The organism is Azospirillum thiophilum (assembly GCF_001305595.1).
GTDB classification, from domain to species: Bacteria; Pseudomonadota; Alphaproteobacteria; order Azospirillales; family Azospirillaceae; genus Azospirillum; species Azospirillum thiophilum.
In genome coordinates this window covers 1023103-1041160 of record NZ_CP012402.1, presented here as the reverse complement: position 1 = coordinate 1041160, position 18058 = coordinate 1023103, and the positions used below count along the sequence as shown (strand labels likewise).

The following is an 18058-nucleotide window of genomic DNA, read 5'->3' as shown; positions in this document are numbered from 1 at the left end:
CGTCACCCGGCCCGCTGTGCGCGGGGCGAGGCGCAGGCGGCGGCGACCACCTCGCCGGTGCGGCCGACATGGTGGACGAACAGGTGCTCCGCAGTGCTGCCGTCGCGGGCGTCCAGCGCCGCCAGGATCTCGCGGTGCTCCAGCACCGATTCCTTCCAGCGGCCCTGGGCGCCCAATGCGAAATAGCGTGCCCGCGCCAACCGGCCGAGCAGCCGGTCATGCGCCTCGACCAGTGCCGGGTTCTTGGCGCTGGAGACGATCAGCCGGTGGATCTTCTGGTTGATCGCGAAATACTCCTCCAGCGCGCCGGCCCCTTCCAGCGCCTCGATCCTGTCCTGGAAACCGCGCAGCCGGCGCAGGTCGGCGGCCGTCATCCGTTCGGCGGCGAGCCGGGCGGCGAAGCTCTCGATGCAGCCTTCCGCCTCGAACAGATGCGTCAGTTCGGCGGCATTCAGCGGGGCGACGATGGCATTGCGGTTGGGGCGCAGCATCACCAGCCCGTCGGCGGCCAGCAGCTTCAGCGCCTCGCGCAGCGGCGTGCGGGAGATGCCGAACCTCTCGCTCAGCTCCGGCTCGATCAGCCGGGCGGACGGGGCGAGCTCGCCGTAGATGATCATGTCGCGCAGCCGGTCGACTGCCATGTCGGCCAGCGGCGGCGGCGGCACCGCGCGGCGGCGGCGGGGCGATACGGCCTCCGGAGTGCCGGTTTCGGGAAGGTTGTCGTCGACGGTCATGGATGGGATCCTTGCCTGCCTGCGGCGAGCGTTTCCTCGGCGAAGGCGGCGAAGCGCAGCACCCGCCGGTCCATGCCGCGAGGGGCCACGATCTGCAAACCCACCGGCAGGCGGTCGCGCCCGGTGCCGCAGGGCAGGCTGAGCGCCGGGGCCTTGGCGTGGTTGAACAGCGGGGTGAAGACCGCGTGCGCCCGTGGCGGCACCGGCTGCCCGCCGATGGTCTCCGGCCCCAGCCGGTCGAGCGGCCAGGCGACGCAGGGAGTGGTGGGGCCGATGATCAGGTCGATGCCGTCGAAGGCGGCGGCCAGAGCGCGCGCGACCTCGGCGCCGAGCAGCTGCGCCGCAGCGACCTCCGCCCCCGACAAGGACAGGCCGCGCTCGATCTGCGCGGCGATGTCGGGATCGAACAGGCCGGGGTCGCGGCGGAAGGCGTCGCCGTAGAGTGCGGCGAGGCCGGCATGTTGCAACGGCATCAGCGCGGTTTCGGTGACGCCGGCCGGCCAGACCGGATCGCGGCGGACGATGCGGACGCCGGCACGGGCCAGCGCCTCGACCCCGCTGTCGACCGCCTCGCGCACGTCGTCGTCCATCAGTGCGTCCAGGCCGAAGCGCGGGCTGTGGGCGACGGTCAGCGAGGCGGCGGGACGATCTTCGGCCGGGGCGACCGCGGCGGAATCCGGGTCGCGCGGGTGGGGACCGGCCAGCGCCTCGAACATCAGGGCCGCATCGGCGACGTCGGCGGCGATGGGGGCCATCACCGCGATGCCGGTGAAGGGCTCGGCGAAGCCGGGGCCGTAGGGAATGGCGCCGAAGCTGGGCTTGAAGCCGACCACGCCGACATGGGCGGGCGGGCGCCGGCTCGACCCGCCGGCATCGGTGCCGAGCGCCAGCGGCACCAGCCCGCCGGCCACCGCCGCCGCCGGCCCGCCGCTGGAGCCGCCGGGGGTCAGGGCCGGGTCCATCGGGTGGCGGGTCGGGCCGAACAACGGGTTGGTGGTGACGCCCTTGCAGGCGAATTCCGACGTGTTGGCCATGCCCAGGACGACGGCGCCGGCACGGCGCAGCCGCTCCACCGCGATGGCGTCGGCAGGGGCGCGGAAGTCGGCGAACAGGCGCGATCCCTGGGTAACGCGCCGGCCGGCGACCCAGATGGTGTCCTTGACCGCCACCGGCACGCCGGCCAGCGGCAGATGCTCCCCGGCGGCGATGCGGCGATCCACGGTATCGGCGTCGGCCAGCGCCTCGTCGGAATGGACGGCGACGAAGGCGTTCAGGGCCGGGTTGCCGTCGGCGATGCGGGCGAGCGCCGCTTCGGTCTCGGCCCGGGCGCTTGACCGGCCCCCGCGCACGGCCCCGGCCAGCGTGACGGCGCGCAGGGGAGTGGTCATCGCTTGTCTCCGAGAAGGCTGAGGCCGGCCAGCGCCGCCAGAAGGCCGACGACGACATAGCCGGTGGCGAGGTCGCTGACCGCGGCGATGGCGACCAGCAGGATGGGGCCGGCGATCAGGCCGGCGAAACCGCCGACCATCACCGCGCCGGTCGCTTCGCCGATGCGGCCGGCGGGCGCCAGCCGCGCCACCTCCGCCAGGAAGATGCCGTTCCAGCCGCTGGCGGTCAGCCCGAACAGGAAGGTTACCACCGTCAGCGCGGCAAAGGGCAGGGAGGCTCCGGCCAGTCCCAGCAGCGCCGATGCCGCGGCCATGCCGAACCCGAGCAGGGCGACCAGCCGCCGCGTCGCCACCCAGCGCGAGGCGACCACGCCCCAGCCGAGCCGTCCGACCAGCCCGCCGGCCTGTCCGGCCGCCAGCGCGATGCCGGCGGCGACATGCTCCATCCCCAGATCGGTGACGGCATAGACGACGAAGAAGCCGTTCAGCGTCAGCTGGCTCGCCGAATAGGGGAAGACCGCCAACGCCAGCCGCCGCAGCGCCGGGTCGCCGCGCAGCAGCCGCCAGGCCGCCCCCAGCCCGAAAGCGCTGCCGGCGGAGCGGGTCAGCGGGTCGTAGACCGGGCGCAGCCGCTCGAACAGAACCACGCCGGCCAGGGCCAGCGCGGCGATGACGGCGTAACCGGCGCGCGGATCGATCAGGGCGGCCAGGGTCGGCAGGGCCAGCGATCCGGCCATCGCGCCGATCTGGTTGCCGGTCTGCCGGACCGAGAACACCATCGGCCGGTCGGCGGCACGAGCCAGCCGGCCGAGGATGGCGGCGCTGGCCGGCGTCTCCGGCCCGCAGGCCAGCCCGATGGCGATCCCGGCGGCCAGCAGCGCCGCCGTGCCGCTGCCCATCATCGCGCACAGCATGGCGGCGGCGACCGCCAGCGCGCAGAAGCTGGCGACGCGGAAGGCGCCCAGCCGTCCGGCCAGCACCCCGCCGCACAGCGAGGCCGCCATGCCGACCGCGAACCCGGTGGTGGTGAACAGGCCCAGTCCCGCCGGGTCGATCCCCATGCGGGGAGCCAGCACGCCGGGCGCGAACAGGCCGAGGGCCACCAGCGCCTGCAACCCGGTCATTCCGGCCAATGCCGGCAGCAGGGGGGGCAGCAGGGGCGCCTGGCTGGGGGCTGGCGTGGCGGCCGCCGTCTCGGCTACCATCGCGGCATTCCCAGGATGGAGGCGGCGGCATGGCGGGCGGCATTTCGATTCATGGCGTGGACGTGGCACGCGGCGTCGCCGCCGAGGGGCTGCGGGTGGAACTGTACGCGCTGGCGCCGGACCGCCGGCTGCTGGCGGCCGGGCGGCTCGGCGCCAACGGCCAGCTCGACCATCCGACGGTGCGCGGCGAGGGCATCGCCGCCGGCCCGCACGAGGTGCTGTTCCATGTCGGGGACTGGCTGCGCGCGGCTGGATACCCGGAGGAGCAGACCCGCTTTCTCGACATCATGCCCTTCCGTTTCGTCGTGACCGACCTGGACCGCCATCTGCATCTTCCGTTCAAGTTCACGCCCTTCGGCGTTTCTCTCTTTCTGGGAGTGTAGCCGGGGTCAGGTCAACCGCTTGGACAGGCCGGCGGCCCGTTCCATCACCAGCATCAGCGCGACGGTGGCGACGATCAGCACGCCCGACAGCGCGGCGACCGTGACGTCCAGCTTGCCCTCCAGGTCCTGCCACATGCGGATCGGCAGCATATCTGTCGCGGCATCGCGCAGGAACAGAGACACGGGAACATTGTCGAAGGACGCCATGAAGGCGATGAAGCCGCCGGCCATGATGCCGGGCCGGATCAGCGGCAGAGTGATGCGGCGGAAGGTGAACAGGCGGGTGGCGCCCAGGCTGGCCGAGGCCTCCAGCAGGGTCGGGTTCATCTGCGCCAGCGAGGCCACGGTGTTGCGAACCACGAAGGGCACCGACACCACGGTGTGGCCGATGATCAGCGTCAGCGGCGACACCGGCACGCCGATCAGCGAGAAAAACATCAGCGACGACAGCCCGAAGGCCAGCGCCGGCAGCACCAGCGGCGACAGGAACAGGCTGTCCAGCACCCGCGCCGTCAGGCTGGCCGACCGCGCGATGCCGAGCGAGGCGGCGACGCCCAGCAGTACCGACAGGCCGGTCGCCCAGGCCGCCACCTTCAGGCTGTTCATAAGCGCGAACTGGAGCTGCCAGGCGTTCCACAGCTCGACATACCAGCGCAGCGAATAGCCGGGCGGCGGGAATTTCAGCGAATAGCCGCTGGTGAAGGACACCCAGATCACAACGATGGTCGGGGCCGCCAGCAGTGCCAGCGCCAGCAGCGCGACCCCGGTCATGACGATGCGGAAGCTGAGCGCGTCGAGGTCGATGCGGCGGTTTGCCATGGCTGCCTCCCCGGGGTCAGGCGTTGGTGTAGCCGCGCGACAGGCGGCCCAGCACGTTGAAGATCGACACCACCACCAGCACCGCGACCAGGAAGATGACGGAGATCGCGGCGGCGAAGGGCCAGTTCTGCAGGGTGGAGGCCTGCTGGTAGATGTACATCGGCATGAACAGCATCTGCCCGCCGCCGATCAGGCTCTGCGTGATGAAGGCGGTGATGGCGGCGGCATAGGTCAGCAGGCAGCCGGCGATGATGCCCGGCAGCGACAGCGGCAGGATCACCTTGCGGAAGGTCCGCCAGTGTCCGGCCCCCAGCACCGAGGAGGCATCGGCGAGATTGGGGTCGATGCGGCCGAGCGCGGTGATCAGCGGCAGCACCATCAGCGGCATCTGCACCTGGGCCAGCGCCACCACCACGCCGCCTTCGGTGTAGAGCAGCTTCAGCGGCGTGTCGATCAGCCCGAGCCCGAGCAGCGAGGCGTTGACGATGCCCTGCCGCCCGAGGATGACCACCCAGGCGAAGGTCCGCACCACCACGCTGGTCAGCAGCGGCAGCAGCACCAGCAGCATGATGACGCCCTTGGCCCAGCCGGGGGAGCGCTGGTGCAGCCACGCCACCGGATATCCCAGCAGCAGCGTCAGCGCCGTGACCTTCACCCCCAGCCACAGCGTCGATCCCAGCACGCCGAGGCTGAAACTGTCGCCGAGGAAATTGACGTACTGGGTCAGTCCGAAATGCCCGCCCTGCGGATCGGTCTGGAAGCTCAGCGCCAGCAGGATGACCAGCGGCGTGACGAAGAAGACGGCGAAGCCCGCCGCCAGCGGGGCCGCGAGCTTCAGATCGTAGGTGGTGACGTTGCGCAGCGTCGCGGCCATGGGAGTGTCTCCTCTTGAGATGCCCTCTCCCGCTCCGGGAGAGGGCAGCCGATGCCTCACACCCGGATTTCGCGGTTGAAGCGTTCGATCCAGGCGCTGCGCTGCTCGTTGATCTTGGCCCAGTCCTGGAACACGAACTTCTTCGCGATCTCGGCATGGTCCTTGGCCAGCGTCTTGGCGAGTTCGCCCTTGATCGCGACCTTGGTGTTGGTCGGAACGATCAGGAACGGTTCGTCCATCAGCTGGGCCTGGACCTCCGGCGACAGCGCCGCCTCGATCAGCTTGAAGGCCAGCTCCTTGTTGGGGGAGTTCTTGACGATGTGGATGGTGGTCTTGAAGGCGATGGCGCCTTCCTTCGGGATGACGAACTCGACCGGGACGCCGCGCGCCTTCAGGATCTGGATGGCGTTGAAGTTGCCGGGGGAGATGTCGATCTGGCCCTGCTGGAACAGGGTGGCGAGCTGGCCCGGATTGGCGGCGACCGCGGCGAGGCTGGGGCGCAGCGCCTCCAGTGCCTTGAAGGCCGGGTCGATGTTGGTCTCCGACCCGCCATGCATCTTGGCGAGTTCGACCATGAAGCCGGTGCCGAGCGTCGAGTTCAGGTTGGTGATGCCGACGCGGCCCTTGAATTCCGGCTTCCACAGGTCGGCCCAGGAGGTCGGGGGCGTCTTCACCGTTTCCGGGTTGTAGGTGATGCCGACCACCTGGAAGAAGGGCGCCGGCCCCATCGGCACCTGTGCCGCCGGGATCAGGTCCCTGTAGTAGGCGCTCTTCTCCACCGGATAAGGCTCGACCAGATCCTGGGCGATGGCCTGCAGCGCGGGCCCCGGATCATGCAGCATGACGTCGATCGGCGGGTTGTTCTTCGCCGCGTTCACCTTGGCGATCTGGTCGACCGACAGCATCGGGTCGAGCACCATGTCGGCGTTGCCGGTCGCCTTGCGGAAGGCGGGGACGAGGACGGCCTTGTGGGCTTCCTCCCAGCTGCCGGTGAAGGTCGCGAAGACCAGCGGGCGGGCCTGCGCCCAGGTCAGGCCGGGAAAGGCGTGCATGGCGCCAAGCGTCAGGGCCGTCTGCATCAGCGTGCGGCGGGTCAGCAGCATCGATCACTCCTGTCGGGTGGGGAGGGAAAAAGGCGGAGGGGAGGAATGGGCAGGTGAAGGGAGGGTCAGGCCGCGGCGAAGACCGAGGCGAGGCGGGGGGCGACCGGGGCGAGCCGCACCGGCGTACCGGGGGCGAACAGGGCGGCGCGGTCGATGCGCGGCTCGGACACCTTCACCGCGGACCCGTCGGCGATGCGCACCTCGTGGACGACCGTGGCGCCCAGCGGCAGCCCCATCTCGACCACGCCGTTCAGGGCGTCGGCGCCGGCTGCGGCGGGATCGACGCGCAGATGCTCGGGTCGCAGGCAGACGGTGACGCGGCCGCCGGGACGGACGTCGCCCTTGGGCGCGCGGGTCTCGATGATGCCGCCGGCATCGAGCCGGACCGTGCCGCCGTCGCGGCCGCCCTCGACCAGCACGCCGCCCAGCAGGTTGGCGGAGCCGACGAAGGTGTTGACGAACAGGCTGTCGGGTGCATCGTAGATGTCGGTCGGCGGCGAGAACTGCTCCAGCCGGCCCTGGCTCAGCACCGCGACGCGGTCGGCCATCGACAGCGCCTCCTCCTGGTCGTGGGTGACCAGGATGGTGGTGATGCCGGACAGGCGCTGGATGCGCTTCACTTCGATCTGCATGTCGAGCCGCAGGTTCTTGTCCAGCGCGGCGAAGGGTTCGTCCAGCAGCAGGATCGACGGGTTGACCGCCAGCGCGCGGGCCAGCGCCACGCGCTGCTGCTGCCCGCCGGACAACTGGCGCGGCATGCGGTCGCCGAGATGGCCGAGCTTCACCAGATCCAGCATGCGCTGCGCCTCGCTGCGCTGGGTGGCGCGGTCGACGCCGCGGGCGTCCAGCCCGTAGGCGACGTTCTCGGCCACCGTCATATGCGGAAACAGCGCGTAGTTCTGGAAGACGATGCCGACGGCGCGGCGGTTGGGCGGCAGCCCGTCGATGGCCTCGCCGCCGACGATGACGTTGCCCTTGGTCTGGGCCATGAAGCCGGCGATGATCCGCAGCAGCGTCGTCTTCCCGCAGCCCGACGGCCCGAGCAGGGCGACCAGTTCGCCGCCCTTGATGTCGAGCGTCACGTCGTTCACGGCCAGCGTGTTGCCGTAGCGCTGGGTGATCCCGTCGAGGAGGAGGGTCTGCCCGCGCTGGGCCGACTGACTGCTTGGCGAGGCTCCGACCATGGCTGCACCGTCCGTTCCGCGTTGCCGTTTTACGGATGGTTAGATAGCAAAGCGCATGCCGTTTTTGGACTATACTATATAAATCAATAACTTAATATGATATTTTACTCTCGGGCGATTTGCATCCAGATGATACTGCTGCCGTTTTGGGCGGCATTCGTAAGCACATGCCTCTTTTCGCGTCATGCCCTGTCCAAGCCTTACGCCCCCTCCCCAGCCCTCCCCCGCGTTCCGCGGGAGAGGGGGCCTCGTGCGGAGCGGCGGCAGCCCCCTCCACCGCCAAAGGCGGGGGAGGGTTGGGGAGGGGGCAGACTGCAAACCGCAGGTCGCGCGTCACACCAGCGGCAGGTCGCTGCCGCCATTCACGATGTCGACGGTGCCGGAGATCAGGTTTTCGGCATAGAGCGCGTCCAGGTCGATGCCGCCGGCCGGGCGTACCGGCCGGATGGCGCCGATCCAGCCGGCGATGGCCTGTTCCTGTCGGCGGCGGATCGCCTCCGCCTCCTCCACCGTCACCGCCTGGAAAGACAGGCTGTCGCCGGGGCGCAGCCGGCCGGCGCGGGGCAGGTCGGCGGAGATCACCGTGGCGATCTTGGCATAGCCGCCGATGGTCTGATGGTCGTTCAGCAGCAGGATCGGCTGGCCGTTGCCCGGAACCTGGATGGCGCCGGTGACCAGCCCGTCCGACGGGATGTCGGCCGACCCGCGATGCATCAACGCCGGCCCCTCCAGCCGCAGGCCCATGCGGTCGGCCTGCTTGCCGACCCGGTAGGCGGTGGACAGGAAGGTTGCCAACGCCGCTTCGGTGAAGCGGTCGTCCTGTGGTCCCAGGACGACGCGCAACGGCCCGGAGCCATAGTCGGGCAATTGCGGCAGCCCGGTTTCAGGCCCGCTGGGAGCGGCGTCCCGGGCAAGCGGCAGGCGGGCGCCCTGGCCGAGCGGCCGGCCGCCGAGCGGACCGATGCCCGCCCGCACATAGGTCGACAGGCTGCCCATCACCGGCTCCAGCGCGAAGCCGCCGGCCGCCGCCAGATAGGCGACCGACGCACCGTCGACCGCCCCCAGCCGCAGGATGTCGCCCTGTACCAGCGTGTGGCTGCGATGGGGTTCCAGCGGTTGCAATGCCTGTCCCTCGCGCTCCACGGCCACCGCCAGCGGGCCGACCGCGGCGATGCGGACGGACGTGGCCTCGACCCGCAGGGTTGGGCCGAGCAGAGCGATCTCCAGCGCGGCGGCGCAATCCTTGTTGCCGGCCGGGTTCCCCACCAGCGCATTGGCGAGCCGCAGCGCCAGCGGATCGAGCGCGCCGGCCACCGGCATTCCCAGTTCCTGGAAGCCGAAGCGGCCCAAATCCTGGACGGTCGCGAACAGGCCGGGCCGGACCACCGTCAGGAAAGCTGTCGGATTGGCCGCCATCATGCGGCCCTCAGGCGACCGGGGTCGAATTGGCTGGCATCCACCGCCGCCGCGATGGTGTCGAAGCCGGCGCGGTCCACCGGGTCGAAGCGCACGCGGTCGCCGGCGGCCAGCAGGATCGGGTCCGTCCGGCCGGCATCGTAGAGCGGCACCGGGCAGCGGCCGATCAGGTGCCAGCCGCCGGGGCTTTCCCAGGGATAGACGGTGGTCAGCCGCCCGGCGATGGCGACGGAGCCGGCGGGAACCCGCAGCCTCGGCTCGGTCCGTCGTGGCCGTTCCAATTCCGGCACGAGGTCGCCCATGTAGCCGAAGCCGGGCATGAAGCCCAGCATGTAGACGAAATACTCGGACGAGCCGTGCAGCGCCGCCACCCGCTCCGCCGTCAGGCCGAGGGCGTCGGCCACCTCCACGAGGTCGGGGCCGAGGTCGGGAGCGTAGCAGACCGGCAGGCGCCACAGCCGTCCCGGTTCCGTGGCGGCCGTGGCGGCGGCCAGCGCCGTTTCCACCGCGGCCTGCATCTCCCGCCGGCCGCTGGTGAGCGGGTCGTAGACCACCAGCAGCGAGCGGAAGGTCGGCACCGTCTCCACCAGCCCAAGCGGGGGCGCCCCCTTCAGCCGGGCGTGCAGGGCCATGACGCGGGCGTTGGTCGCCCGATCGACGGCCTCGCCGAACTCGACGTTGAAGGCGGTGTCGCCGGCGGAGGTGAAACGGACATCCACGGTCTTCCCCTTATCCGATCATCATCGACGGCAGCCAGGACACCATGCCGGGGAAGATCCACAGCAGCGCCACCATCACCATCATCAGCACGAAGAAGGGCAGGCTGGCCTTGCCGATGGTGAAGATGCTCCTGCCGGTCATGGATTGCAGCACGAACAGGTTGAAGCCGACCGGCGGCGTGATCTGCGCCATCTCCACCACGATGATGATGTAGATGCCGAACCACAGCAGGTCGATCCCCGCCTGCTGCACCATTGGCAGGATGACCGAGGTGGTCAGCACCACCATCGAGATGCCGTCGAGGAAGCAGCCCATCACGATGAAGAAGACGGTCAGCGCCACCAGCAGCGCCGCGGCCGACAACTGCATCGAGGTGATCCATTCCGCCAGCAGGCGCGGAATGCCGGTGTAGCCCATCGCCACCGTCAGGAAAGCCGCGCCGGCCAGGATGAAGCCGATCATGCAGGAGGTATGGGCTGCGCCGAACAGGCTGTCGCGGAAGGTCGCCCAGTTCAGAGTCCCCGTCGCCAGTGCCAGCACCAGCGAGCCCAGCACGCCGATGCCGGCGGCCTCGGTCGGGGTGGCGATGCCGACATAGATGGAGCCCAGCACCGCGGCGATCAGAGCCACGACCGGGATCAGCGCCCCGGTGTCGCGGATCTTTTCGGCCAGGCTCTGGGACGGTTCGGGTGGCGGCACCCGGCCGGGATTCAGCAGCGACCAGCCGCCGACATAGAGCATGAACAATCCGGTCAGCACGATGCCGGGAATGACGCCGGCGATGAACAGCCGGGCGATGGAGACGTCGGCGGCCACGCCGTAGACGATCATGATGATCGAGGGCGGGATCAGCAACCCCAGCGTGCCGGCGCCGGCCAGCGATCCGATGGTCATCATCGGGTCGTAGCCGCGCCGGTTCAGCTCCGGGATGGTCATGCGGCCGATGGTGGCGGCGGTGGCGGCCGACGAGCCGGACACCGCGGCGAAGATCGAGCAGCCGATGATGTTCACATGCATCAGCCGGCCGGGCAGCCAGCCGGTCCAGGGCGCCAGCCCCTTGAACATGTCGGACGAGATGCGGGTGCGGAACAGGATCTCGCCCATCCAGATGAACAGCGGCAATGCCGTCAGCGTCCAGGAGGTGCTGGCACCCCAGATGTTGGTCGCCATCACCATGCCTACCGGCCGTGCGGTGAACAGCGCCATGGCGACGAAGCCGACGCCGGCCAGCGCCAGAGCCACCCACACGCCGGCGCCCAGCATCAGGAACATGGTCACGACGACGACGATGGATGCGGTTGTCTGGTCCATCGCTCAGCCCTCGCTCTGCATGCCGGCATGCTGGTAGGAGGCCTCGCGGCCCAGCAGCACCGCCACGAGGTCGTCGACCAGGGCGATCACCAGCACGACCAGCCCGACCGCCATCAGGGACTGCGGCATCCACAGCGGGATCGGCAGGACGCCCTGGCTGAGGTCGCCGAAATCATAGGAATCATAGGTCATGCGCGCCCAGTACCAGGCGAAATAGCCGCTGAGCGCGGTGGCGAAGCCCAGGCAGAGCAGCTCCATGGCGCGCCGCGGGGCGCCGCGCAACCGCTCCACCAGCACGCCGACGCGGATATGCGCGCCGCGGCGCAGCGCCGGCCCCAGCATCATGAAGAAGGACGCGGCCATGCAGTAGCCGGCCAACTCGTCGGCACCCGGCACCATGCGGTCGAACAGGCGGCTTGCCACCTGGGTCACGATCAGAACGGCGATGGCGGCGAGCAGGACCGCGCCCAGGATCTCGGCGGTGCGGTAAAGAATGGACAGTGCGGTGCGCATGGCGCAACCACCTCCTGCGGTCGGTCGGGGCGAAGAGGGCGTGACGGGCAGGCGCCCGGCACCCGGACCGTCCCCATGAGAGACGACGGCGAGTGCCGGTTGCTGCCGGTGGCCTGGGGGCTACTTGCGGTAAGCCGCGACGATGGCCTCGCCGTCGGCGCCGGCGGCCTTGGTCCATTCCTCGGTCATGGTCTTGCCGATGGCCGACAGGCCTTCCTTCAGCTTGTCCGACGGCGGCAGCACCTTCATGCCGTTGCCGGCCATGGTCTTGTTCAGGTCGGAGGTCTTCTTCTCCCAGTCGGCCCAGCCGGCGGCCTCGGCCTTGGCTGCGGCGTCCTGCACCGCCTTCTGGGTGGCGGCGTCCAGCCCCTTCCACACGTCGGCGTTGATGAAGACCATGTTGCGCGGCAGCCAGGCCTGGACATCGTAATAGACCTTCACGAAGTCCCACGCCTTGGTGTCGACGCCGGTGGCGGCCGAGGTCATCATGGCGGTGACGATGCCGGTGCCGAAGGCCTGCGCGACCTCGGCCGCCTCGATCTTCACCGGGATGGCGCCGCTCAGCTCGGCGATCCGGGTGGTGGCGGGGTTGTAGGCGCGGAACTTCTGCCCCTTCAGCCCCTCGACCGTCTGGATCTCGTCCTTCACGTACAGGCCCTGCGGCGGCCACGGGATCGAGTAGAGCAGCTTCAGGCGCTGGCGCTCCAGCTTCTTCTCCAGATAGGGCTTGGAGACGTCATAGAGCCTGCGCGACGCCTGGAAGTCGGTGGCGAGGAAGGGAACGGAATCGAGGCCGTAGAGCGGATCCTCGTTGGCCCAGGAACTGATCAGCACCTCGCCCACCTGGGCCTGTCCGGACTGGACGGCCCGCTTGATCTCGGGATGGCGAACCAGCGAGCCGTTGGAATGGACGGTGATCTGGATCTTGCCGCCGGTCGCCGCCTTCACGTCGTCGGCGAACTGCTTCACCACGATGGTGTGCAGGTTCGTGTCCGGGTAGGGGGTCGGCATGTCCCAGGTCTCGGCGGCGGCGGCCAGCGGGCCGGCCGCGACGCCAAGGCCCAGCAGGCTGGCGACGACCGGGCCTGCCATCCGGGCGACGAGACGGCAGCGCAGCGTTTCAGCGGTCATGATGTTCGGAAGCTCCCTGTTGTTGGCCGATCACGGCGCCCGTCGGCCTTCGGCCGGTCGGGTGAAGGGCGGAGAGCATGGCTCCCGCCCGTTCGATGCCCAAAGGTTCACCGTATCCGTGCGATCCGTCAAACCTCCTGTGTGGAATGCGGAAAAATTCAGGCTTGTCCGGCCGTTACCAGCGGTAGCCGTCTGGCATTCCGGTTCCGGAATGTGGCCTGCGCCACAGTGGCGGGCGGGCGGCGGTGCCATGATGGCGTCCTGATCCGCCCCATGGCCCGACCGAAGGAGACGCCCGATGCGCCGACTCGTCCTCTGCACACTGTGCATCGTCCCCCTTGCGGTGCTGCCGGCAGCCGCCCGGCCCGCCGGGGCGTTCGAGGTGCAGTCGGGCGGCATCCCCCTGTCCGCCGCGACGATGTCGATGCTGGCCAACCGCGTCGGCGGTCCGCCGCCGGCCACCGGTGGGGGAGGCAGTCCCTTTCCCCCCTGGATGGGCGGCGGACGCACCGGCGGCGATGTCACGGGCGGTTTCGCCGGAATGAGGGGCAGCCTCCAGCCGCCGGTCCGGCCGGCCGGCGTGGCCACGGGGGACCGTGCGGTCATGAACGAACAACTGTTCGGGATCAGGCGCTGACGAAGCCGACATTCCGGCATGCGTGATACCGGCGCCCTCGGCCATTCGGCCGGGCTCCGGGAGTGTCGGCGGCCGGGTTTTCGGTGCGTATTCCCTGACGCCTCCGCCCGGTCACGCGAACATTGCGCGATTCGGCCGGGGCGCAATGGCCGGGACGAAGCCGCTGCCGTTCGATGCGATGTCCCGGTTGAAGCCTTCCGCCACACGATCGTCGCCGTTCGACATCAGGCATAGTGTCACGTTGATGGCGGCCAGGATGGCGCGGTCGAATTGTTCGGGGTCGGTGCCGTAGCGCTTGATGGCGTGAAGGGCACGGGTGACGGAGGGGGCCATGGATCGCACCGGGCCGGATGGTTGGGGATGGTTGCGATCATCGCAGCTTCCGGGTCCGCGGACTGTCGCCCGCCTCACACCCTGCCGCCGGTTTCCAGTCCTGCCGCAAGACGGAGTGCCTGAAAGGGAGGTCAAAACGCCCGCGATCACGCCCTATTCGGAATGGAGGGCATTGGAAAGGGACCGACTTCCAACGTGATGGGATTACCCAGGAATTCGGGGGGACCGCGCTTCACGGTCGAAGCCTAAGATGGAGGTCATCGGACGAAGGGCAATGAAGAAAACCAGGGGGGTATCATGCTGCGGACTGCCGTGATCGCGGTCGGCGCCCTGTTGCTTCTGCCGTTGTTTCTGGCTGGGCAGGGAATGGCCGACCGGGCGAAGGCGCCGGAGGGCGCGCGTGCCTACATCCTGTGGCCGGCCAACGGCACGGTCATCGATGGCGGGAAATTCTGGGTGCGCATGGGGCTTCAGAACATGGGGGTGGCGCCTGCCGGCATCAGCCATGCCGAGACCGGACACCATCACCTGCTGATCGACGCCGACCTGCCGAACCCGGACGAGCCGATCCCCAGCGACAAGCAGCATCTCCATTTCGGCGGTGGCCAGACCGAGGCGCGGCTGGAGCTTTCGCCCGGCACCCACACGCTGCAGATGGTGCTGGGGGATGCCGACCACATCCCGCACGACCCGCCGGTGATGTCGGAGAAGATCACCATCACGGTCCGCTGACCGGCCGGCTTGCGGGACATGTCTGCCAGCTCACAGCCAGCCCGGCCGGTGCCCGGCTAGACTGCGGCTGGCCAACGGGATCCGCGGCACGCGCGGATCCGCCAGGGAGGGCACCATGAAGACAGGATTCCTCGGGCCGCTGGGCATCCCGGCTTGCGCCGCGCTCGCGCTCGCGCTCGCCGCAACCGGCGCGATGGCGGCCGATGCCGTCACCCATTCCCATGCCGCTGCCGCCGGATCGGCGAGCGGATCGGAGGCCGGGTCGGCACCGTCCGCCGCGCAGTCGCAGCGCACGCCCGGACGCAAGGATGCGTGGCTCTACATCGGCTGGCCCAACAACGGACAGGTGGTCGGCTCGCGGTTCAAGGTGTGGTTCGGGTTGCGCAATTTCGGCGTCGCCCCCGCCGGCGTGCGCAAGGACGGCACCGGACACCACCATCTGCTGATCGACACCGATCTGAAGGAGTTCGACGGGCCGATCCCGAGCGACAAGCAGCACCTGCATTTCGGCAAGGGCCAGACCGAGACGGTCCTGGAGCTTCCCCCCGGCCGCCACACCCTGCAGCTGGTGCTGGCCGACGCCGATCATGTGCCGCACGACCCGCCGATCCTGTCGAAGAAGATCATCATCACCGTCCGGGCCGACCGCAATCCGCAACTGTCGGCGCGGTGACGGGCCCGGACGGAACAACCCAGGGAGACAGCGTCATGAGCATGGTCCGGATCCTCGCTTCCGTCGGCCTGACGCTGGCGCTCGGCGGTTGCTTCACCTCCGGTGAGATGGCCCGTGTGGTGCAGCAGCCGAAGACCCCGGCGGTGCGCACCATCAGCAGCTTCAGCGAGGCGCTGCGCTGCATGGACACGCTGCTGTGGACCCACGGTAAGCGCGACATCTACGTCACCGCCAACGGCCTGCCCGACGCCACCGGCCGGGTGGCCGGCGGAACCAAGGAGATGCTGATCACCGCCGTCTCCCGCATGTCGGAGACCTCTAACGCCTTCCGGTTCGTCGATTTCGAACCGGCGCTGGACGACGTCAACGCGCTCTATTGGATGATCGGCGTGCAGCCGAACTTCCGGGCGCCGTCCTATTACATCCGTGGCGCCATCACCCAACTGGACGACAATGTGGTCAGCGAGGCGGCGGGGGCGGGGCTGTCGCTGCCCAAGCTCGACCTCGGCGTGTCGGCCGATCAGGTGGTGTCGATGGTCTCGGTCGACCTCAATGTCGGGGAACTGGTGACCCGCCAGATCATCCCCGGCATGTCGGCGTCCAACACGCTGGCCGTGGTGTCGTCAGGGCGCGGCACCGATGCCGGCGGGGTGATCGGCAAGGCCGGCCTGTCCTTCAACGTCTCCCTCAACCGGTCGGAGGGACTGCATCAGGGCGTGCGCACGCTGGTCGAGCTCAGCACCATCGAGGTTTTGGGCAAGCTGACCCGCGTGCCCTATTGGCAATGCCTGGGCATCGACCAGACCAACCCGGCCTTCATGGCGGAGGCGCGCGGCTGGTTCGACGGCATGGCGCCGGCCGAACGGGTCAGCTTCACCCAGCGTGCCCTGTCGGCGCAGGGCTATTATGACGGGCCGGTCAACGGGCAGCTGGACGAACGCACCGCCGAGGCCGCCGGCCGCTTCCAGGCCGACCATGACCTGATCGCCACCGGTCGCATCGATTTCGACCTCTACCAGCGCCTGCTGGCCAAGCCGCCCGGCCAGGGCGGGGCGTCGCCGGCCCGGTTGCAGAGCGTCAGCAACGCCGGGGGCGAGGGGCTGCCGCGCGCCCAGCCGTCGCCGGCCCGGCTCGACCTGCTGCTGTCGTCCGACCGCGGTCCGGCGCCACGCTACCGCGCCGGGGAGGCGCTGGTGGTGCGGGTGCAGCCGACGGCGGACGGCTTCATCTATTGCTATTACCGCGACGCCGCCGGCACGGTGGCCCGCATCTTCCCCAACCGCTTCCAGCCCGACGCCTATGTCGAGGCCAACCGTCAGGTGGAAATCCCGCCCGGGGTGCAGAAGCCCTTCAACCTGCGCATGGACCGGCCGGGTGCGGAGGAGACGGTGGCCTGCATCCTGTCGCATGACGAGATCGGCGTGCGGATCCCGGAGCAGTTCAAGAGCGAGGATCTCCAATCCATCCCCGGCACGGCGCTGGACGACGTGATCAACGCCTTCGCCGCGGCGAAGGGCAGCGATTCCCGCGCCAAGCAGCTGACGGTGAAAGTGCTGCCGGGGACGCTGGCGCAAGGCGAGTGAGGCGCCGCGGCTGCCCTTGCGGAAAACGCCGTCCGACTGTTGGCCGGCTCACAGCGCGGCGGGAGGGGGACGCGATAGAACCGGGGCAACGCCGCCCTTCTCCTGCCGATGGAGCTTCAGATGACCAAATCCGCCCTGTTGTCCCACGCCCTGCTCTGCGCCGCCGCCCTGCCGATGCTGGCCGCTGTCTGTGCCGGCCCGGCGCCGGCCCAGACCGTCGAGGGTTCCGGCCCGTCCAGGGTGATGATGTTCGACCGGCCGCCCAGCGTGGACGAACTGCGCGAGGTCGTGGCGCCCGAGCCGAAGATCCGCACCCGCAGCATCGAGATCATCGGCGGTGCGGCCGGTGCAGCGGCCAAGCGCCCCCGGCCGGTGGACGAGATCAACTACGGCGTGCCGGCCGCCGCTCCCCCCGCCGCCCAGCCGGATATCCAGCCGGATGTCCAGCCTGGGGCACAACCGACGCCGAACCGTCCGGCTCCCAGGCGGCACCGGCAGGAGGCAAAGCAGGAGGTCAGGCAGGAGGCCCGGGCGGACCAGCCGGCCGCCGAACCCGCTGCCGCCCCGATCGCCGTCCCGGAGGCCTTTGGCTTCCGCATCAATTTCGCCCTCAACTCGGCTGAGATTCCCGCGGAGTCCGCCTCCTACATCGACTCGGTCGGCTCGCTGATGAAGGAGGATCCGAGCCTCGCCCTGACGGTGGAGGGCCACACCGACGCCAGCGGCAGCCTTGCCTACAACATGCTGCTGTCGCAGCGCCGCGCGGTTTCGGTTGGCGAGTATCTGGTCCGTGTCCACCGGATCGACCCGAAGCGTATCACCGTGGACGGCAAGGGGCCGGCCACGCCGATCGCCGCCGATCCCTATGACGGCCGCAACCGGCGCGTCGAATTCAAGCCCATCCATTGAGCGGCCACCCGAACAGGGAGGGGATGTCATGAAACGCGCCTTGCTCATCGCCGCCGCGCTTGGCCTGCTGGTCAGCGGAGCGGCCGACGCCACGCTGGTCCGCAAGAAGAACGGCCAGTCATCGGGCGCCGCCGGCGGTGCGGCGGCCGGAGATACGATGGCAGGCGGCGTCGACATCGCCCCCTCCGGCAGCCGGGTCCGGGTCCAGTGCTGGCAGGACGGACACAAGATCATCGACGAATCCGACCTCGCCGTCGTCTCGCTCAGCATCGCCAGCCAGATCAACGGCTTGCGCTTCCGCCGCAGCGGCGGGGCGGACGGGACGGTGTCGGTGACGACCCAGTCCCGCACCACCTGCCTGCTCGCCCCGCTCGAAACCAAGGGTCACGACCGGCGCAGCCCCGACTGAC

The 18058-nt window shown here is 69.8% G+C and carries 20 protein-coding genes; 7 read left to right on the top strand and 13 right to left on the bottom strand.

Going from position 1 to position 18058, the window contains the following annotated elements:
• Positions 1-2 precede the first annotated feature (2 nt).
• Genes AL072_RS18185 through AL072_RS18175 form a run of 3 tightly spaced genes read right to left on the bottom strand, consistent with a single transcriptional unit; the run spans position 3 to position 3327 of the window.
• Positions 3-734, bottom strand: coding sequence for a GntR family transcriptional regulator (locus tag AL072_RS18185; protein WP_144428279.1), 732 nt, complete (start codon positions 732-734; stop codon positions 3-5).
• Positions 731-2122, bottom strand: coding sequence for an amidase (locus AL072_RS18180; RefSeq protein WP_060721729.1), 1392 nt, complete (start codon positions 2120-2122; stop codon positions 731-733). The genes AL072_RS18185 and AL072_RS18180 overlap by 4 nt, the downstream gene beginning before the upstream one ends.
• Entirely contained in the window at positions 2119-3327 is a 1209-nt protein-coding gene (locus tag AL072_RS18175) for an MFS transporter (RefSeq protein WP_045582887.1), read from the bottom strand. Before AL072_RS18175 ends, AL072_RS18180 begins: the two co-directional genes overlap by 4 nt.
• Before the next feature lie 29 nt (positions 3328-3356).
• On the opposite strand from AL072_RS18175, the gene AL072_RS18170 reads away from it, so the two are divergent.
• On the top strand, positions 3357-3710 hold the full coding sequence (locus tag AL072_RS18170; protein WP_045582888.1) for a hydroxyisourate hydrolase: 354 nt from the start codon (positions 3357-3359) through the stop codon (positions 3708-3710).
• A 6-nt stretch (positions 3711-3716) separates the two neighbouring features.
• On the opposite strand, the gene AL072_RS18165 is transcribed toward AL072_RS18170, so the two are convergent.
• From AL072_RS18165 to AL072_RS18125, 9 genes are all read right to left on the bottom strand, one after another.
• Positions 3717-4529: an ABC transporter permease gene (locus tag AL072_RS18165; RefSeq protein ID WP_045582889.1), complete on the bottom strand. Its 813-nt coding sequence runs from the start codon at positions 4527-4529 to the stop codon at positions 3717-3719.
• Positions 4530-4545: 16 nt separating this feature from the next.
• Complete coding sequence (locus tag AL072_RS18160) at positions 4546-5403, bottom strand: ABC transporter permease (RefSeq protein ID WP_045582890.1); 858 nt, start codon at positions 5401-5403, stop codon at positions 4546-4548.
• Positions 5404-5459: 56 nt separating this feature from the next.
• Entirely contained in the window at positions 5460-6506 is a 1047-nt protein-coding gene (locus tag AL072_RS18155) for an ABC transporter substrate-binding protein (protein ID WP_045582891.1), read from the bottom strand.
• Positions 6507-6571: 65 nt separating this feature from the next.
• Positions 6572-7690 (bottom strand): ABC transporter ATP-binding protein, encoded by a 1119-nt coding sequence (locus AL072_RS18150; protein ID WP_045582892.1) that lies wholly within the window; start codon positions 7688-7690, stop codon positions 6572-6574.
• A gap of 333 nt (positions 7691-8023) precedes the next feature.
• A complete protein-coding gene (locus AL072_RS18145) occupies positions 8024-9109 on the bottom strand; it encodes a 5-oxoprolinase subunit C family protein (RefSeq protein WP_245636839.1) in 1086 nt (361 codons plus the stop codon).
• The gene (pxpB, locus tag AL072_RS18140) at positions 9106-9825 is read right to left on the bottom strand and encodes a 5-oxoprolinase subunit PxpB (protein ID WP_045582893.1); all 720 of its coding nucleotides are present in this window, start codon (positions 9823-9825) and stop codon (positions 9106-9108) included. The genes AL072_RS18145 and pxpB overlap by 4 nt, the downstream gene beginning before the upstream one ends.
• Before the next feature lie 10 nt (positions 9826-9835).
• Positions 9836-11137, bottom strand: coding sequence for a TRAP transporter large permease (locus AL072_RS18135; protein ID WP_045582894.1), 1302 nt, complete (start codon positions 11135-11137; stop codon positions 9836-9838).
• Positions 11138-11140: 3 nt separating this feature from the next.
• Positions 11141-11650, bottom strand: a complete 510-nt coding sequence (locus AL072_RS18130) for a TRAP transporter small permease (RefSeq protein WP_045582895.1) — start codon at positions 11648-11650, stop codon at positions 11141-11143.
• Positions 11651-11770: 120 nt separating this feature from the next.
• On the bottom strand, positions 11771-12781 hold the full coding sequence (locus tag AL072_RS18125) for a TRAP transporter substrate-binding protein (RefSeq protein ID WP_082109014.1): 1011 nt from the start codon (positions 12779-12781) through the stop codon (positions 11771-11773).
• Positions 12782-13079: 298 nt separating this feature from the next.
• On the opposite strand from AL072_RS18125, the gene AL072_RS18120 reads away from it, so the two are divergent.
• The gene (locus AL072_RS18120; protein ID WP_045582896.1) at positions 13080-13418 is read left to right on the top strand and encodes a hypothetical protein; all 339 of its coding nucleotides are present in this window, start codon (positions 13080-13082) and stop codon (positions 13416-13418) included.
• A gap of 111 nt (positions 13419-13529) precedes the next feature.
• Here AL072_RS18120 and AL072_RS18115 read toward each other — a convergent pair whose 3' ends face one another.
• Positions 13530-13751, bottom strand: a complete 222-nt coding sequence (locus AL072_RS18115; protein ID WP_045582897.1) for a hypothetical protein — start codon at positions 13749-13751, stop codon at positions 13530-13532.
• 297 nt (positions 13752-14048) lie between these two features.
• Here AL072_RS18115 and AL072_RS18110 point away from each other — a divergent pair, with 297 nt between their 5' ends.
• The 5 genes from AL072_RS18110 to AL072_RS18090 all read left to right on the top strand — a co-directional run bounded on the left by AL072_RS18110 (position 14049) and on the right by AL072_RS18090 (position 18057).
• Positions 14049-14483, top strand: a complete 435-nt coding sequence (locus AL072_RS18110) for a DUF4399 domain-containing protein (protein ID WP_045582898.1) — start codon at positions 14049-14051, stop codon at positions 14481-14483.
• A 115-nt stretch (positions 14484-14598) separates the two neighbouring features.
• Positions 14599-15156, top strand: a complete 558-nt coding sequence (locus tag AL072_RS18105; protein ID WP_200909836.1) for a DUF4399 domain-containing protein — start codon at positions 14599-14601, stop codon at positions 15154-15156.
• Between the two features lie 35 nt (positions 15157-15191).
• A complete protein-coding gene (locus tag AL072_RS18100; protein ID WP_045582899.1) occupies positions 15192-16739 on the top strand; it encodes a DUF4384 domain-containing protein in 1548 nt (515 codons plus the stop codon).
• Between the two features lie 120 nt (positions 16740-16859).
• Positions 16860-17648: an OmpA family protein gene (locus AL072_RS18095; RefSeq protein ID WP_200909834.1), complete on the top strand. Its 789-nt coding sequence runs from the start codon at positions 16860-16862 to the stop codon at positions 17646-17648.
• 28 nt (positions 17649-17676) lie between these two features.
• Positions 17677-18057 carry a hypothetical protein gene (locus tag AL072_RS18090; protein WP_045582900.1) on the top strand — a complete coding sequence of 127 codons (381 nt, stop codon included), beginning with the start codon at positions 17677-17679 and terminating at the stop codon, positions 18055-18057.
• The last annotated feature ends 1 nt before the right edge of the window (position 18058 follow it).